Annotated in this window: 11 protein-coding genes; all 11 read left to right on the forward strand. The window is 39.3% G+C overall.

Features of this window, described 5'->3' with window-relative positions; translation table 11 throughout:
- Nucleotides 1-62 precede the first annotated feature (62 nt).
- Entirely contained in the window at nt 63-1,634 is a 1,572-nt protein-coding gene (locus ACHUFQ_RS04710) for a metallophosphoesterase (protein WP_394173466.1), read from the forward strand.
- Nucleotides 1,635-1,803: 169 nt separating this feature from the next.
- Nucleotides 1,804-2,178 carry a hypothetical protein gene (locus ACHUFQ_RS04715; RefSeq protein WP_394173468.1) on the forward strand — a complete coding sequence of 125 codons (375 nt, stop codon included), beginning with the start codon at nt 1,804-1,806 and terminating at the stop codon, nt 2,176-2,178.
- A 171-nt stretch (nt 2,179-2,349) separates the two neighbouring features.
- Nucleotides 2,350-3,990: a hypothetical protein gene (locus ACHUFQ_RS04720; RefSeq protein WP_394173470.1), complete on the forward strand. Its 1,641-nt coding sequence runs from the start codon at nt 2,350-2,352 to the stop codon at nt 3,988-3,990.
- Nucleotides 3,991-4,112: 122 nt separating this feature from the next.
- Nucleotides 4,113-4,670 (forward strand): recombinase family protein, encoded by a 558-nt coding sequence (locus ACHUFQ_RS04725; RefSeq protein WP_394173471.1) that lies wholly within the window; start codon nt 4,113-4,115, stop codon nt 4,668-4,670.
- 89 nt (nt 4,671-4,759) lie between these two features.
- Nucleotides 4,760-4,999, forward strand: a complete 240-nt coding sequence (locus ACHUFQ_RS04730; RefSeq protein WP_394173473.1) for an HTH-like domain-containing protein — start codon at nt 4,760-4,762, stop codon at nt 4,997-4,999.
- 20 nt (nt 5,000-5,019) lie between these two features.
- Nucleotides 5,020-7,509, forward strand: coding sequence for a type I restriction-modification system subunit M (locus ACHUFQ_RS04735; RefSeq protein ID WP_394173475.1), 2,490 nt, complete (start codon nt 5,020-5,022; stop codon nt 7,507-7,509).
- The gene (locus ACHUFQ_RS04740) at nt 7,506-8,855 is read left to right on the forward strand and encodes a restriction endonuclease subunit S (RefSeq protein WP_394173477.1); all 1,350 of its coding nucleotides are present in this window, start codon (nt 7,506-7,508) and stop codon (nt 8,853-8,855) included. The genes ACHUFQ_RS04735 and ACHUFQ_RS04740 overlap by 4 nt, the downstream gene beginning before the upstream one ends.
- 12 nt (nt 8,856-8,867) lie before the next feature.
- Nucleotides 8,868-10,298 (forward strand): DUF262 domain-containing protein, encoded by a 1,431-nt coding sequence (locus ACHUFQ_RS04745; RefSeq protein WP_394173479.1) that lies wholly within the window; start codon nt 8,868-8,870, stop codon nt 10,296-10,298.
- The gene (locus tag ACHUFQ_RS04750; RefSeq protein ID WP_394173481.1) at nt 10,291-12,330 is read left to right on the forward strand and encodes a DUF262 domain-containing protein; all 2,040 of its coding nucleotides are present in this window, start codon (nt 10,291-10,293) and stop codon (nt 12,328-12,330) included. The genes ACHUFQ_RS04745 and ACHUFQ_RS04750 overlap by 8 nt, the downstream gene beginning before the upstream one ends.
- Nucleotides 12,323-15,466, forward strand: coding sequence for a type I restriction endonuclease subunit R (locus ACHUFQ_RS04755; protein WP_394173483.1), 3,144 nt, complete (start codon nt 12,323-12,325; stop codon nt 15,464-15,466). The genes ACHUFQ_RS04750 and ACHUFQ_RS04755 overlap by 8 nt, the downstream gene beginning before the upstream one ends.
- Nucleotides 15,466-16,212 carry a M48 family metallopeptidase gene (locus ACHUFQ_RS04760; protein ID WP_394173485.1) on the forward strand — a complete coding sequence of 249 codons (747 nt, stop codon included), beginning with the start codon at nt 15,466-15,468 and terminating at the stop codon, nt 16,210-16,212. The genes ACHUFQ_RS04755 and ACHUFQ_RS04760 overlap by 1 nt, the downstream gene beginning before the upstream one ends.
- Nucleotides 16,213-16,429 lie beyond the last annotated feature (217 nt).

Genomic DNA, 16,429 nt, shown 5'->3' on the forward strand with positions numbered 1-16,429 from the left:
ATACGGTGTAGTGGTGTTGATATATTAACTAATTGATTGTTAGATTTCATTTAAGGATGAATGTGCAGTACTACGACATTATTGGTGACGTTCACGGCCACGCAACTAAATTAGAAAACCTGCTACTGAAAATGGATTACAGGATCGTTGATGGTGCGTATAAACACCAAACCAGAAAAGCCATTTTTGTCGGTGATTACATCGATAGAGGTGGCGAAGAAGCCAAAACAATTCATATCGTGAAGAGTATGGTTGAAGCAGGTAACGCGTTAGCAATCATGGGCAATCATGAATTCAATGCGATTTGCTATGCAACACCTCACCCTGATAAACCAGGGGAGCACTTAAGACCGCACACGGTCAAAAATCAAAAACAACATCAAGCATTCTTAGATGAATTCCCACTAGATTCCAAAGAGCACAAAGAAGCCATTGAGTGGTTCAAAACCTTACCTATTTATCTTGATCTAGAACATATCCGAGTTGTTCATGCATGCTGGCATCAGCCAACAATTGACAAGCTAAATATGATCTTAAACGACGATAAAACCTTACCAGATCATATGTATTATACCGCTTCAAATCCTGCTCATGAGCATTTCGAATATATCGAGAACGTAGTTAAAGCATTAGAACAGAAGCTACCCCAAGGAGTATTGTTTTACGATAAAGATGGAAATCCGAGAGATGCCATCAGAGTTAAATGGTGGGGATCGGATAATCCGACTTATTGGGATTTGGCATTAACGGTACCTGAGGGAAGCATTAATTCAATACCGAATATAATAATCGACAATGTTTATAATTATAACAACAAGAAACCAGTTTTTTTCGGACATTACTGGATGGATGGTAAACCAACTGTGCAATCCGAATATGTGGCATGTACAGATTATAGTGCAGGCAAAGGTGGTGAATTGGTTTGTTACAGATGGAGTGGCGAAAGTCACTTGAACGACAGAGCCTTCTTTCGTTTGCAAAAAAAGCCAATGGTCCATATGGGGGGATTATATCTTCATATTGAAAAACCTTTTAACCAATCATCGGCTGATAAAATTACTAAGTTTTTGGAACATAGGTCTCCTTCGTTGGTTCGCGATATTTTGGACGAAAGTTTAATAATTGATATAGAAGTCAAAGAAGGTTCAATTAAAACGTATGTAGCGTGGGGGGGATTTACTATAACTAATTTAATAATAGGTTATGGTTCGTTGAGAAGTGGTATTAATCAAGCCGTAAAAGATGTTCAAAATGTATCAAACTATCTTTCAGACTCACTTATAGAAGCCGAGAGTCTCAATGATACAGATATAAGGTACAAAGCGAAAAGATTAGGAATCTTGGGAAAAATACAAAATTATGTCAGGAAGCTAAATCGACTAGATAATACGGATGTAAATTTAGATGAAAGGCAGGAATTGGTTAAAGAACTGGAAGCTGATTTAATTGAGATCATAACTCAAGTAAGTGATAAACGTGATAGAGATTTGATTCTTAATGAGACACCAAGCCATATCAAAAGTAAAATCATTCAGTCAGATCCAGTACCTACTCCTGTACCGCCCCTTCATGACACCAGAACGTTAGAAAGTTATTATCGAGAAGAAGAGCATCGTTTAACAGAAGCAGAATGAGATTATTGTTAAGTAAAAAATTCGTCTTAACCTTTGAGCACGGAGTATTTAATGTCGTCATCAAGTGTAAATCAAACACAAGTGATTCAGCATCATGAAGGGCCATTGCTCTTTAATGCTGGGCAACAAGCTAAGGATGGGAGTTTTAACAGGGAGTTTCTAAATTAGTATGGGGCAATACAAATGGACTAAGAAGGGTATTCCACACGGTGGCTGGCTCGTTATCAGATCTGAAGAGCATATGTATGAAACATGTGAAATGTGCTCTAAACCAGGTGTTAGTATCATTGATACTGTAACTCATCCGGATTACCCTGAAGACTTAAGAGTCGGGACAACATGTTCAAAGCATATGGAATCAAACCCTAATGGGGCAATGAGAATGCCAGTTAACGGTTATGTATTTGTCATTCCATTTAAAGGCAAGTACCGAATTCGAGTAGAAAAAACACTTCTGGATAAAGAGTTCTCGTCCACTGAAGAAGCTCTGAAGTGGTATATCTTTGAAATAGAACTACAAAACAAAGACCCGCTTAACTTTTAAAGACCCTGTAACAGATTTTGTGTAACTGCCATGTTTAAATAATCGACTCAGCCGTCTTCAAATTATACTAGCTATCTGCTTCCAATATCCAATTATGTCCATGAAGGTCGTATCAGAAATATCTAGATTCTACCCCTTACACATGTTCATCGAATCAATTTAAGCAACAATATGCATAATCTAACTTCTAAGAATGGCAATCATCAGAAATATGAAATCGTATATTTAGGTGAAAAACACAGTGTACCAAGCTTTTATAAAGCATTGAGTAATAACTATGACTTAAACCTAAGTAAAACCCCATTTCAAAAACAGTTTAAATCATTTGCGGCGGTTCAAAGAATTACAACATTTGACTTTGATAATAAACTAGTACTCGAAAAGCTTCTTAATTTTAATTACCCAACTTGTGATATTGATAATGACTCTATCGCAAATAGTATTAGACTTATCAATAATCATTTGATTGATATATTCGGTATATACCATCTCCGAGTCTCTACCATAGAATTGAATTCCAATGGCAAGGTAGTGAAGTCTTCTAAATGTTTTATTGAGTGCGATAATTGCGGATTTTCAGATCGAGCGTCCATACCTTATTCTCGAACTATTGCTGATATAGAAAGATTTGGCTTTGTATGTAAAGGGTGTAATGGACAACTTTCTTTATCTGCTATAGATTTAAGGCGAAATATTGAAAAGGAAATAAACGAAAGAGGAGTTCTTCTAAGATTAAGTACTATCGATTCGAATAAACCATTGAGCAACAGTAATTGCTATGCATATTGTCGATGTAATTGTGGTCATGGTGAAGATGGTAGTTGGGCGATTTCATATAACAATCTATGTAATAAACATAAATGGTGCCCAAGTTGTTGTGGAAACTCAGCAAAAGGGGACGGTTGGATTGATTTACTCAATCAAATAAATGCAAATTGGATATTTAGCAAACTTAATTTTGACGATGAATTATTAAATTACAGTAAAGTTAACGCTTATTGTAAACTTCACGATCATGATTGGACTCCAAGAATCGCTGATATTCAAGACGGGAAAGGTTGTGAATATTGTAAAAACTGCGTGAAAAGACCATTAGAAGAACAGATTAATATCGCCAGCAAAATAGCTGAAAACCAAACAACATATAGATTGGGCAAACAGCATTCGGAATCGTTAGGTGTATTTACTAGATTTTCTATCGTTTGTGCTACACACGGTTTAAGTAGCAATTGGATGCATCCCTTTTATATCCCGCTTCAAAAAATTGTGTATGGTAAACCTCAGCAATGCCCACTTTGCCAGAAGGATTATCGTAATTTTACATATGTATTAAATAGTCTTTCAGGTTATGACATAAACAGTGGATACAAATCCGATTTGTATCTGAAGTTATTTTACTCAGATATAATTGAAGCTGAAATATTCAAACCTGGAATATCGGTTAATCATAATGAAAGATACACGGAAACACCTTTAAAGAAGGACAAATTAAGCTTTATTGAGACAATAGACGTTGAAGAGGCTATACCAGCACCAATTGTCGTTTTAGCGGAAAAATGGATTTTAGACAATCATCTCACGGGTAAATTTGAAGCTGAAGAAATTGATATTGCAATGGTAAACGTTTCTGGTAGTTCAGAAGCATATAAAACAAACCCAATTCAAAAATCATTATCTGATGAAATTTCGAAAATGTTATCGGACAAGAAATGGTGGGTTAATCTAACAAATAATGAGGAAGCCAGGATAGCCGCAACTGATATTTGGACATCATTTTGTGATTTACGGAGACGAACTGCTAGTCTTTCATAATCATACACTAATTAAGTATACCCAAACGGTACATTTTAAAAATGTGCCATTTGGGTTGTTTTTACATTTATGGTACACTTGTTTTGTTAATGTCTATAACCTAAATGGAACAAGAGGTGTCAATGACGGTATATGCTTATGCGCGAGTTTCAACCTTAGATCAAAATACCCAAATTCAAATTGATGACATCAAACGTCATTATCCCAACGCCGTAATTCGTGAAGAAAAGAAAAGCGGTACCAGTCTTAAAGAACGTCACATGCTTGGCCTGTTAATCGAAATAATCGAATCAGGTGACAAATTAGTTGTCTGGAAGCTTGATCGATTGGCAAGAAACCTGAATGACTTGACAACTATTGTTTCTCGATTGGAAGCAAAAGGTGCTTCACTTGAAATCCTGGATCAAAAGATCGATACCTCTAACGCATCTGGTAAAGCATTTTTACAAATGCTTGGTGTATTCGCTGAGTTTGAAACTAACTTGCGTAAAGAACGCCAGGCGGCTGGTATAGCCAAAGCAAAAGCTGAAGGCAAGTATAAAGGTCGTCCGGTTAAGTATTCTTATGAAGACATTATTTCCTTAAAGAATGACGGAAAAAGTGTTGCGCAAATCACCAAACAACTTGGATGCTCACGAACAAGTGTTTACCGAGTGTTAAATCAACTTCCAGATCACTAACTAAAGTTGTTCTATCCGCTTTTCCGCTTGCTAAATTATCTAACTTATATAAATTAGATAATCCAATATTTAATAAGAAGAATCGCCTAATGAACGAGCAAGCAATCTTCGACAATATCAAACAAGCATTGAATGATGCCCCGCGTAACCAATTCACGGCCGAGATGCACCTTCAAATGATCAAATATGCTGATCAATTAAAAAGCATTACCGCCAAAGAATTTTGCCAAGGTGTTGGCTTAAAAGACAGCTTTGGCACCGAATTTTCAAAAATGCGAAACCTAACTAACCGCTTAAAAGCGGCTGGTTTACAAACCGACTTGCTCTGAAGGACTAACTAGGAACACACATGGCAATTAAAAAATCAGAACTTTATTCATCACTATGGGCAAGTTGTGACGAACTGCGTGGCGGTATGGATGCCAGCCAGTATAAAGACTACGTACTGACAATGCTTTTCATGAAGTACGTCAGTGATAAATACAAAGGTGACCCATACGGAATGATCGTAGTGCCAAGTGGCGCAAGCTATGACGATATGGTCGACCTTAAAGGCGATAAAGAAATTGGCGATAAAATTAATAAAATTATTGCTGCGCTTGCCGAAGAAAACGATCTCAAAGGCGTTATTGATGTAGCCGATTTCAACGATGAAGATAAGCTTGGCAAAGGCAAAGAAATGATCGATCGCCTGACCAAGCTAGTTGGGATCTTCCAGGGGCTAGACTTATCTGCAAACCGTGCTGGTGGTGACGATCTATTGGGTGATGCATACGAATATCTAATGCGCCATTTCGCAACAGAATCAGGTAAATCTAAAGGCCAATTCTATACACCTTCGGAAGTATCTCAAATCCTAGCCAAAGTAGTCGGCATTAAAGAAGACACACCTCAATATGCCACTGCTTATGATCCTACGTGTGGCTCAGGTTCTTTGCTGTTAAAAGCCAGCGACCAAGCCGATCGTGGTTTAACCCTATACGGTCAAGAGATGGATAACGCGACTAGCGCACTTGCCCGTATGAATATGATTCTACATAACAATACCACTGCTAAAATTTGGAAAGGTAACACCTTGTCAGATCCGCAGTGGAAAGATGGCTCAGATCAACTTAAAACTTTTGATTTTGCAGTTGCCAACCCGCCGTTTTCAAATAAAAACTGGACCAGTGGCTTAAACCCAGAAGCCGATATTTATAATCGATTTACCTGGGGTATTCCACCAGAGAAAAACGGTGACTATACCTTCCTACTGCACATTATCAAAAGCTTAAAAAGTACAGGTAAAGGTGCGGTGATCTTACCGCATGGTGTTTTATTTCGTGGTAATGCCGAAGCCACGATCCGTGAAAACCTCATCAAACAAGGTTATATCAAAGGCATTATCGGTTTACCTGCCAACTTGTTCTACGGTACAGGTATTCCTGCTTGTATTATCGTCATCGATAAAGAACACGCACAAAAAGCAGTGACTAGCTTCAGTGAAGAAGAGAAAGAACTACCAACCGTTTCAGGTCGCCCAATTTTTATGATTGATGCTAGCAAAGGCTTCATTAAAGATGGTAATAAAAACCGCCTGCGCAGCCAGGATATTCATAAAATTGTTGACGTTTTCAACAAAGGCACAGAGCTTCATCGGTTCAGCCGACTAGTATCAATCGATGAAATTGCTGCCAACGATTACAACCTAAATATTCCGCGTTATATCGACTCATCTGAGCCAGAAGATTTACACGATTTAAGTGCACACTTAAAAGGTGGCATTCCGAATCGTGATATTGATGCACTTGAACATTACTGGCAGGTATTCCCGAGCATTCGTAATACCTTGTTTAATCCTGAACGTGAAGGCTATAGCCAAGCACTGGTTGAAGCAAGCCAGGTTAAAAGCACAATTCTCGCACATCAAGAATTTAAAGACTTTGCTAAGCGCAGCCTATTGCCATTTAAAGAGTGGATCTCAGGAGCCAGGCTAAATGACATAAACGTCGGCGAAAATCCAAAAAACGTTATTTTCAAAATCTCAGAAAGCCTCCTTGGCAGCTATGCCAGCAGCGATTTGTTAAGCAAATACGATATATACCAAATCCTAATGGATTACTGGGCTGATACTATGCAAGACGATGTCTATGTATTGGCGCAGGACGATTGGCAAGCAGGTAGCACCCTTCGTGAGTTAGTAGCGAAAAAAGGTGAAAAGTTAAAAGAAACACCAGATCTAATCATCAACAAGACAAAGTACAAAGCTGAAATCATTCCACCAAGTTTAATCGTTGCCCGTTACTTTGCTGATGAACAAGCGCAAGTGGACGCCTTGCAAGCCAAACAAGATGAAACCACTCAAATACTTGAAAGCTATCTCGAAGAAAATGCTAGCGAAGACGGGCTATTAGTCGAAGCCTTAAATGATAAGGACAAAATCACCAAAGCCAGCGTTGCTGCAAGAATAAAAGAATTAAACGTCATTCCCGCGCAGGCGGGAATCTCCGAAGAAATAGCAGCACTGAAACAAGCAACCAAGCTATTTAATGCTGAAGCGGCTGCGAAAAAAGCGGCAAAAGAAGCCCAAGAAGCCTTGGACTTAACCGTATTTAACCAATATCCAAAACTCAGTATTGATGAAATCAAAACCCTGACGGTCGATGACAAATGGCTTGCCACTTTACAGGCCAACATCGTTAGTGAGATTGAACGTGTCACCCAACAAATGGCAAATCGTGTGAAGCTATTGGAAGAACGCTACAGCACACCATTACCATCCCTTTCTAAATCAGTGGATGACTTAAGTGATAAAGTCGCAGGCCATTTAAAAGCAATGGGCTTGGGGTTGTCGCTATGAGTGGTTTAGAACAGGTTAATCCTGCGGATTATAAACGAACTGAAGTGGGTATAATTCCAGAGGACTGGTGTGTCAAATCATTAAGTAATTGCCTTGAAAACGAGCGAATTCCGTCAGGTCTCTATAAAGATAAAAATTTATATGGAAATGGAACTTCAATAATAAAGCTGGGGGATGTTTTTGGGAATGACTTTTTTAAACCGGAAAAAGTGCAAAAAGTTGCCGCTACTAAAAATGAAATTTCTACATATAAAGTAAAAATTGGTGATCTCATTATTGCACTTGCTTCAGTGAAGCTTGATGGGGTTGGTAAGGTTATGCTTGTCGATCAACTGACGTCTGAAACTATTTTTGATCATAATGTGGCGTTGATGAGGTTTACAAGTGACTTCAACCCAACATTTATGAGTTACATGTTGAGAAGTAATTGGGTGAGATCTTTGATTGCTTCACGAGCAACTCAAGTTGGCACGACCTTCTTAAAAACTAGTACGATTTTAGAATTTGAAGTTCCACTACCAGACATAAGTGAACAAACCGCAATTGCGAATGCCTTATCCGATGTTGATACGCTATTAACGGAACTGGAAAAGCTGATCGCGAAAAAACAAGCGATTAAAACCGCCACCATGCAGCAACTGCTTAAAGGCAAAACCCGTTTACCGCAATTCGCCACTTACACTGAAGGCGAAAAGCAAGGCCAGACAAAAGGCACAAAACCCAGCGAACTAGGCGAAATTCCTGAGGATTGGGGTGTTAAAAAGATTGGTGATTTTACTGACTGTACTGCTGGAGGGACGCCAAGCACAAAAGTGCCTGCGTACTGGGGAGGAAGCAATCCTTGGATGAGTTCAGGTGAACTACATCTAAAAAGAGTATTTGATGTAGCCGAGAGAATAACTGATTTGGGGTTAACTAACAGCAGTACAAAATACATCCCGAAAGACTCTATTTTAATGGGGCTTGCAGGTCAGGGGAAAACTAGAGGAACTGTCGCCATATCAAAAATAAAGCTATGTACAAATCAATCAATTGCCGCCATTTTTCCTAGTAAAGATCACTCAACTGAGTATTTATTTTATAACTTGGATAACCGATATGAAGAATTAAGAAGCCTATCTACAGGGGATGGCGGTCGCGGTGGACTTAATCTTTCGATTATTAGGAGCCTTAAAATACCTTACCCTGATTTAGAAGAACAAACCGCTATAGCCACTATCCTCTCGGATATGGATAACGAAATCCAAACCGTTGAACAGCGCTTGGCGAAAACTCGCCAAATCAAACAAGGCATGATGCAAGAGCTACTCACAGGCCGCACACGATTACCGTTAAACAAGAATTAAGGAGTGATGGCTATGGACAGCATCAATAAACAAGTTATACAGGTAAAGACACTTCTGTCGCTACCTAATCTCACTATTCCTGCGTACCAGCGTCCTTATAAATGGTCGCAAGCTAATTTGGCTGATTTACTTAGCGATTTGAAGGTTTATCGAGATAAGTCGGCTTACCGTTTGGGTTCAGTGGTGTTCCACCGTCATTCAGAAAGCCACACAGAAAAACTCGACATTGTAGATGGGCAACAGCGCACGCTTACGCTTGTACTACTAATAAAAGCTTTGCTGGAAGAACGTCTGCCAGGCTTAAAACGGCAAGACGTCAATGAAACTCTTACCTCACTTATTGAGCCCATCAATGCATTTTTACAGCGGCAAACTTTTAATAGTGATATTTCGCATCGAAATTTGCATCAAAATTTTATGGCGGCAAAACGAGCGGTTGCTCGCACCGACTTTACTGAAGCAGATATAGAATTTCTATTGAATCGATGTGAAGTCGTCACCTTTGTACTTGAAGATGTATCAGAAGCGTTTCAGTTTTTTGATTCCCAAAATGCCAGAGGCCGCGATTTAGACCCTCACGACTTGTTAAAAGCGTTTCATTTGAGAGAATTTTCGGAAAGTGAATCTGAACTCAAGGCTCACTCTGTACGACATTGGGAAAGCTTAGAGAGTGAACAGTTAGAACGATTATTTTCTAACTATTTGTTCCGCATTCGCAACTGGGCGCAAGGTAAATCAGCACAGTATTTTAATAAATCAAAAGTGGGTTTATTTAAGGGGGTGAATCTTGACCAAGTTGGGCTTTATCCATATGTAGAGCCGCTCCGCATTGCTCACCATTTTGTTGATGACTATAACGGACAGTATCAACGCCATATTGACCATCAGCATATGCGTTTTCCTTTCCACCTTGACCAGATGGTTATTAATGGCAGACGCTTTTTTGAAATGACCAGCCATTACCATCAGAAAATCACTGAGATAGTCAGTGATGAACGAAATGGCAAACACAGTGACAAAAATAATGAACCAAGCCAGACCATACGCATTTTAGAACACGACTTAGAGCTCTTAGCTTGTAAGATCATACATACCCTTAACACCTACCGTTCTCGCACCCGTACAGGAGACGGTTATGTTCGCACTTTGTTTGATTGCGCGGTGATTTTATATTTAGATAAGTTTGGCGCAAACCAGCTTTCACAAGCGATAGAAAAGCTATTTATTTGGGCATATAGCTGTCGATTAAAAATGCAGGTGGTGGGTATTGAGCGCATGGATAAACATGCACTGACTCAGAATATGTTTGAACGTATCAAACAAGCCGTGCAGCCGAGTGATGTTTTAAATTGGCCGTTAGCCACGCTGAAAGATACTGATTGTAAGGGAACCAAGCTTGGTGAAATCACCAAACTGTTCAAGGAAATGAAGTACTATGAGTAATGTACAAGCATCACAAACGAAAGGCAGCAATGATATCACTAGTAAAGCAATTAAAAGTTTTAGCGTTAAAGAATTACTTTGTGACGCAAGCCGTTATTTAGTTCCTATGTACCAACGCAACTATGCGTGGGGTGAAGGTGAGATTAATCAGCTAATACAGGACGTATTGGATTATCAGCAAAATAAACCTAATCAAACCTACTATATTGGCACGTTAGTAGTGTTTGAACGTAAAGATGACAGCTTTGAAGTTATCGATGGTCAACAGCGTTTCACCACTCTCAGTTTGCTTAGCCTCGCCCTTAAACGTATATCTTCTGCAACAAAAACTACTGTAGATATGAGTTGGTACGACGTACCAAACCTCAATTATGAAAGCCGTCCGAAATCGTCTGATACGTTTACCAGCCTAACCCAAGGCATTGCTTTAGAACATTTAAAAACCGATGACTATAACCTTGATGTGGTTAATGGTTTTGCCTTACTTGAGAAAAGGCTGTTAGCTTTAGGCGATAAGCTTGAAGGGTTCTGTACCTATCTTTTTGAAAAAGTAGAAATTGCGCGTGTTTCCGTTCCCAAAGATACTGATTTAAATCATTACTTTGAGGTGATGAACAACCGTGGAGAACAACTAGAAAAGCATGAGGTGGTTAAAGCAAGGTTAATGTCTGTATTAAACGGCATTGAAGACCTAAATGAGCGAAAAAAACACATACATTTATTAAGCAAAGTGTGGAATGCAACAGCCAATATGGAACGCTATGTTCAGTATGGTTTTAGTCCAGATGAGCGTCACAGCGTTTTTGGAAAGGATGATTGGGGACAATTTATACCTCAGAATTACAAGGAGTTAATTGCAACCATTGAAGAAGCAGATACGAAACTGAACGAACAAGCTAATGGTGTATCGCTCTCGCTGAATGAAATATTAGCCAAGCCACCTCAGTCATTCTCTGGAACAGATATTACGCTGACACCAGAGCGCTTTAATAGTGTGATTAACTTTTCAAATTTCTTGCTTCATGTTTTACGGATTCATACCAAGCAAGATATCGCATTAGACGATAAGCGTTTGTTAGAACAGTTTGATGCTTATTTAAAGGACAACAGCAGTAACAAAATCAATGCGGTAAAAGACTTTGTGTTCGCATTACTCAAGTGCAAATACCTTTTTGACCAGTACATCATTAAACGTGAATTTAGTGATGGCAAAGATAAGTGGAGCTTGAAGAAGCTGCATTTTTACAATAAAGATAGCCAAAGTTATATCAATACGTTTAGTGATAATGAAGACTTAGACAGTGAAGATGGCTTTGAAGGCTGCAACCGACAGCTCTTAATGTTGTTAAGTGCATTACATGTTTCCACACCCACATTGGTTTATAAGCATTGGTTAAATGGTGCGCTATTCCATTTGTTCACTATGGATGAAATTACTCCTCGCCTTTATTTATATAACCTTCAGCACCTAGCTCGTCAGTTTGTATATGGGCGTTTTCTAAGTGAATCACCTTCTGATTACTACCAAATGACTTATCAAAACGAGAGGTATTTAGCCTTTGATTCAAGTAATCAGCAAATAACCGCAAGGCTGCGCTATGGCGCGATTGAAAATAATTTGGTGTTTAACTATCTCGATTATTTGTTGTGGTGTGAAGGCAAACAAAACAAAACGGATGATGTAATTACTCAGTTTGAGTTTACCTTCCGAAGTTCTGTTGAACACTTTTATCCACAGCATCCACTAGATGGCCACAGAAAGATTGTTGACGATGATTTGCACCGTTTCGGTAACCTATGTTTGATTAGTCACAGTAAAAATTCAAAGCTAAGTAATTTACAACCAACCGCTAAGCGTGATCATTTTAAAGCAGCCATTGCGGATAAAAGCATTGATACCTTAAAGCTGTATAAAATGATTAAGTTGATGAATACTGCAAACGAGTGGACAGAACCTCAAATAGCAGCGCACGAAAAGGACATGTTAATGATATTAGTTAACGATTCGAAAAAGGGGGTTAGGGATGAGTAACGTAGGTCAAAAAGAACGTAAAACACAAAACCGCGTTGTTAAGTTTTTTAAAGAACAACTTAATTACGACTGCCTAGGTGATTGGGAATACCGCGAAGGGAACAGCAATATTGAAAAAGATTTGCTTGCAGACTGGTTGCAAAACCGTGGCGTTGCTGATGCGTTAATTTCTCGTACTTTACGCAAACTGGATGCTGCTGCAGCTCTGGGCGAGGGAAGAAAGTTATTTGATGCGAACAAAGATGTTTATCGATTGCTTCGTTACGGCGTGAAAGAAAAAGAAGGTGTTGGTGAGTTAAACCAAACCGTTTGGTTAATTGATTGGAAAAACCCTGAAGCCAACCACTTTGCCATTGCTGAAGAAGTAACGGTAAGAGGAGAGCTTAAAAAACGTCCCGATATTGTTATTTACGTTAATGGCATTGCGTTGGGAGTAATTGAACTTAAGCGCTCTTCTGTGTCAGTGAGTGAAGGTATTCGTCAAAACCTGGATAACCAGAAAAAAGACTTTATCCGTAATTTTTTTACCACCATGCAACTTGTCATGGCAGGTAACGATACGCAAGGCATTCGCTACGGTACGATTGAAACGTCAGAAAAGTATTATCTGGAATGGAAAGAATATAATGGCAAAGAAAACCCAAATCCGCTTCCGGCAGATCATATAAAAACCGATCTTAAACTTGATACACATCTTGCTCAGTTGTGCGATAAAAAGCGTTTCCTGCAGCTGATTCACGACTTTATCGTGTTTGATGCAGGTGTTAAGAAAACTTGTCGCCATAACCAATTCTTCGGCATTCAAGCCGCACAGCAGCATGTTAGAAACCTTGCTGATGGCATAATTTGGCACACACAGGGTTCAGGTAAAAGTCTTACGATGGTTTGGCTTGCTAAATGGATTCGCGAGAATGTTACCGATTCTCGTGTGCTGATTGTGACCGATCGAACCGAACTGGATGAACAAATAGAGAAAGTGTTTTCTGGTGTTGATGAAGATATATATCGAACGAAAAGCGGAAATGATCTGGTAGCAACGTTAAATGAAACAAACCCGTGGTTATTCTGTTCTTTAGTTCACAAATTTGGTCGCAATGGTGAACCGACGACAGACGATGAAGATAGTGAAGCGACACAGGATTACATTGAAGCCTTAACTAAAAACTTACCAAGTGATTTTTCCGCAAAAGGTAACTTATTTGTATTCGTTGATGAGTGCCACAGAACTCAGTCAGGTAAGCTGCACGAGGCAATGAAAGGTATTTTACCCGAAGCCACGTTCATTGGTTTTACGGGTACGCCATTAATGAAAAAGGATAAGAAGAAGTCGTTAGAAGTTTTCGGTCCTTATATTCACACTTATAAATTTGATGAAGCCGTAAGTGATGGTGTCGTACTTGATCTTCGTTATGAAGCACGGGATATCGATCAGCATTTAACGTCTGAGAAAGGCGTTGATACTTGGTTCGAAGCTAATACTCAAGGCCTATCAAATTTAGCTAAAATGCAGTTAAAACAAAAATGGGGCACCATGCAACAGGTGCTTTCTAGCAAGTCTCGTTTAGAGCGCATTGTAATGGACATTTGGTTAGATATGAAAAGAAAGCCTGCGCTTATGTCTGGTAGAGGTAACGCTATGTTAGTGTGTGCCAGTGTCCATCAGGCTTGCATGGTTTATGAGATGTTCAGCAAAACTGACCTTGCTGGTAAGTGCGCTGTAGTTACCAGCTATCAACCTGCTGCAAGTAGCATAAAAGGTGAAGAGACAGGTGAAGGCTTAACGGAAAAACTTTTCAAATATGATACCTACCGAAAAATGTTGGCTGATTACTTTGAACAAAGCGAAGATGCAGCGGCAAAACGTGTAGAAGAGTTTGAGAAAGAAGTGAAGAAGCGCTTTATTGAAGAACCTGGGCAAATGCGTCTATTGATTGTGGTTGATAAATTGTTAACTGGCTTTGATGCACCTTCTGCTACATATCTATATATCGATAAAAAAATGGCTGATCACAACTTATTTCAGGCGATTTGTCGGGTCAATCGACTTGATGGTGAAGACAAAGAATATGGTTATATCATCGATTATAAAGACTTATTCCGTTCTCTTGATAATGCGATTAAAGAATATACTGCAGAAGCCTTTGATGGTTATGATGCTGAGGATGTGGCAGGCCTTTTAAAAGACCGCCTGCAGGAGGCTCGTTCTGATTTAGAAACTGCACTTGAAACGGTTAAGGCGTTATGTGAACCAGTAAAAGCACCAAGAAATACGAATGATTTTATTCATTATTTTTGTGGTGAATCGGGTATCGCACCTGAAGGTGAAAATGAACGCACAGAAAAAGAAACACTGCGGTTAAATCTATACCAAGCCGTTGCCAAACTTATTCGCGCCTATACGAACCTTGCCAATGAAATGGAACAGGCTGGTTTCACATCAAAAGACGCGGAAAACATTAGAAAGACAGTCGCTTACTATGAAAAAGTTCGCGATGAGATAAAACTGGCAAGCGGTGATCTGCTCGAAATGAAACGCTTCGAACCTGCAATGCGTCAATTACTGGACATGTATATACGCGCAGATGACAGTGAAAAACTTATCGATTTTGATGACTTTGGCTTAATTGATTTGGTTGTTAATAACAATGGTAAAGGGCTGGAACCATTACCTGAAAGTCTGCGTGAAAATGAAGAAGCAATGGCTGAAACGATTGAAAACAATGTAAGGAAAACCATTGTTGATGAAAATCCAGTCAACCCCAAATACTTCGATAGCATGGCTACATTGCTGGATGAAATTATCAAGCAGCGACGAGAGCAGGCAATCAGTTATCAAGAATATCTAGAGGAGATCAAAAAGCTGGCGAAAAAAGTGCAAAACCCAGCAGAAAATAAATCGTCTAGTTATCCCGATTCTATTGATACACCAGCAAAGCAAGCGATTTATGACAATTTTGGTAACGACGAAGTGTTGACTGCGAAAATTCATGATGCGGTTGTTTATACCAAAAAAGCCGATTGGCTAGGTGACAGGTTTAAAGAACGAGAAATTGCTAATGCAGTCCGAGAACAAGCAGCTGATCTTGAAATAGACAAAGTGATGGACCTTATTAAAGCACAAAAGGAATACCATTAATGCGTCATCCTAAGGGGAGTGGCAACGACGCTGAGGTTATTAGGATTGGTGAAATTGATGTCGAGCTAAACCGCAGAGATATTAAGAATATTCACCTCAGTGTGCTGCCGCCTAACGGCAGGGTTCGCCTTTCTATTCCAACTGATACAAGTGAACAAAAGATTAGATTGGCAATTATTAATAAGCTTGCATGGATAAAGAAACAACAGTCTGATTTTGCTAGCCAGGAACGTCAATCGATACGCGAAATGGTGAATGGTGAATGCCATTATCTGTGGGGGAAAAAGTATCGTTTGAAGTTAACAGAAGCGCAAGGCAAGTATTCGGTATACGCGAAAGGTAGTGGCAATTTGGAATTGGCTGTATCGGAGGATACTTCGACAGAAAATAAACTGAAGCTTCTCAATCGATTTTATCGGGAAGAGATGCAGACCTCACTTGAAAAGTTGTTACCGAAGTGGCAAAAAAAATTAGGTGTGGAATCGAATGCACTGAACATTAAAAAGATGAAAACCAAGTGGGGAAGTTGCAATATCCAAGCAAAACGTATTTGGATCAATCTGGAACTCGCTAAGAAGCCACCAGAGTGCATGGAATACATCCTGGTGCACGAACTAATTCACCTACTAGAACGTCATCATAATGAACGCTTCAGGGCGCTTATGGATAAACATCTTCCTAATTGGCGAGAACGCAGAGACTTACTCAATAGCCTGCCACTGGCTTATGAGGATTGGAGTTATTAAGGACTTTGATAAAATAAAACTGGCTTCTATTTCTTTTAACGTGAATTAGTTCCGACTAGATCTGACATATTTCATTGTGTGGCTGTAAAGCAGCGTAAAATTCATCCCTGTTTTTGCTGCATATTCAGAGAACAATTTTGTCACAATGCAGGTCAGAGTTAGCAAAAAACAACTTTGACCTGCATGACATAATCAAAAAGCTGAATGCGAGCTAGCA

Source organism: Thalassotalea litorea (assembly GCF_043642205.1).
GTDB classification, from domain to species: Bacteria; Pseudomonadota; Gammaproteobacteria; order Enterobacterales; family Alteromonadaceae; genus Thalassotalea_A; species Thalassotalea_A litorea.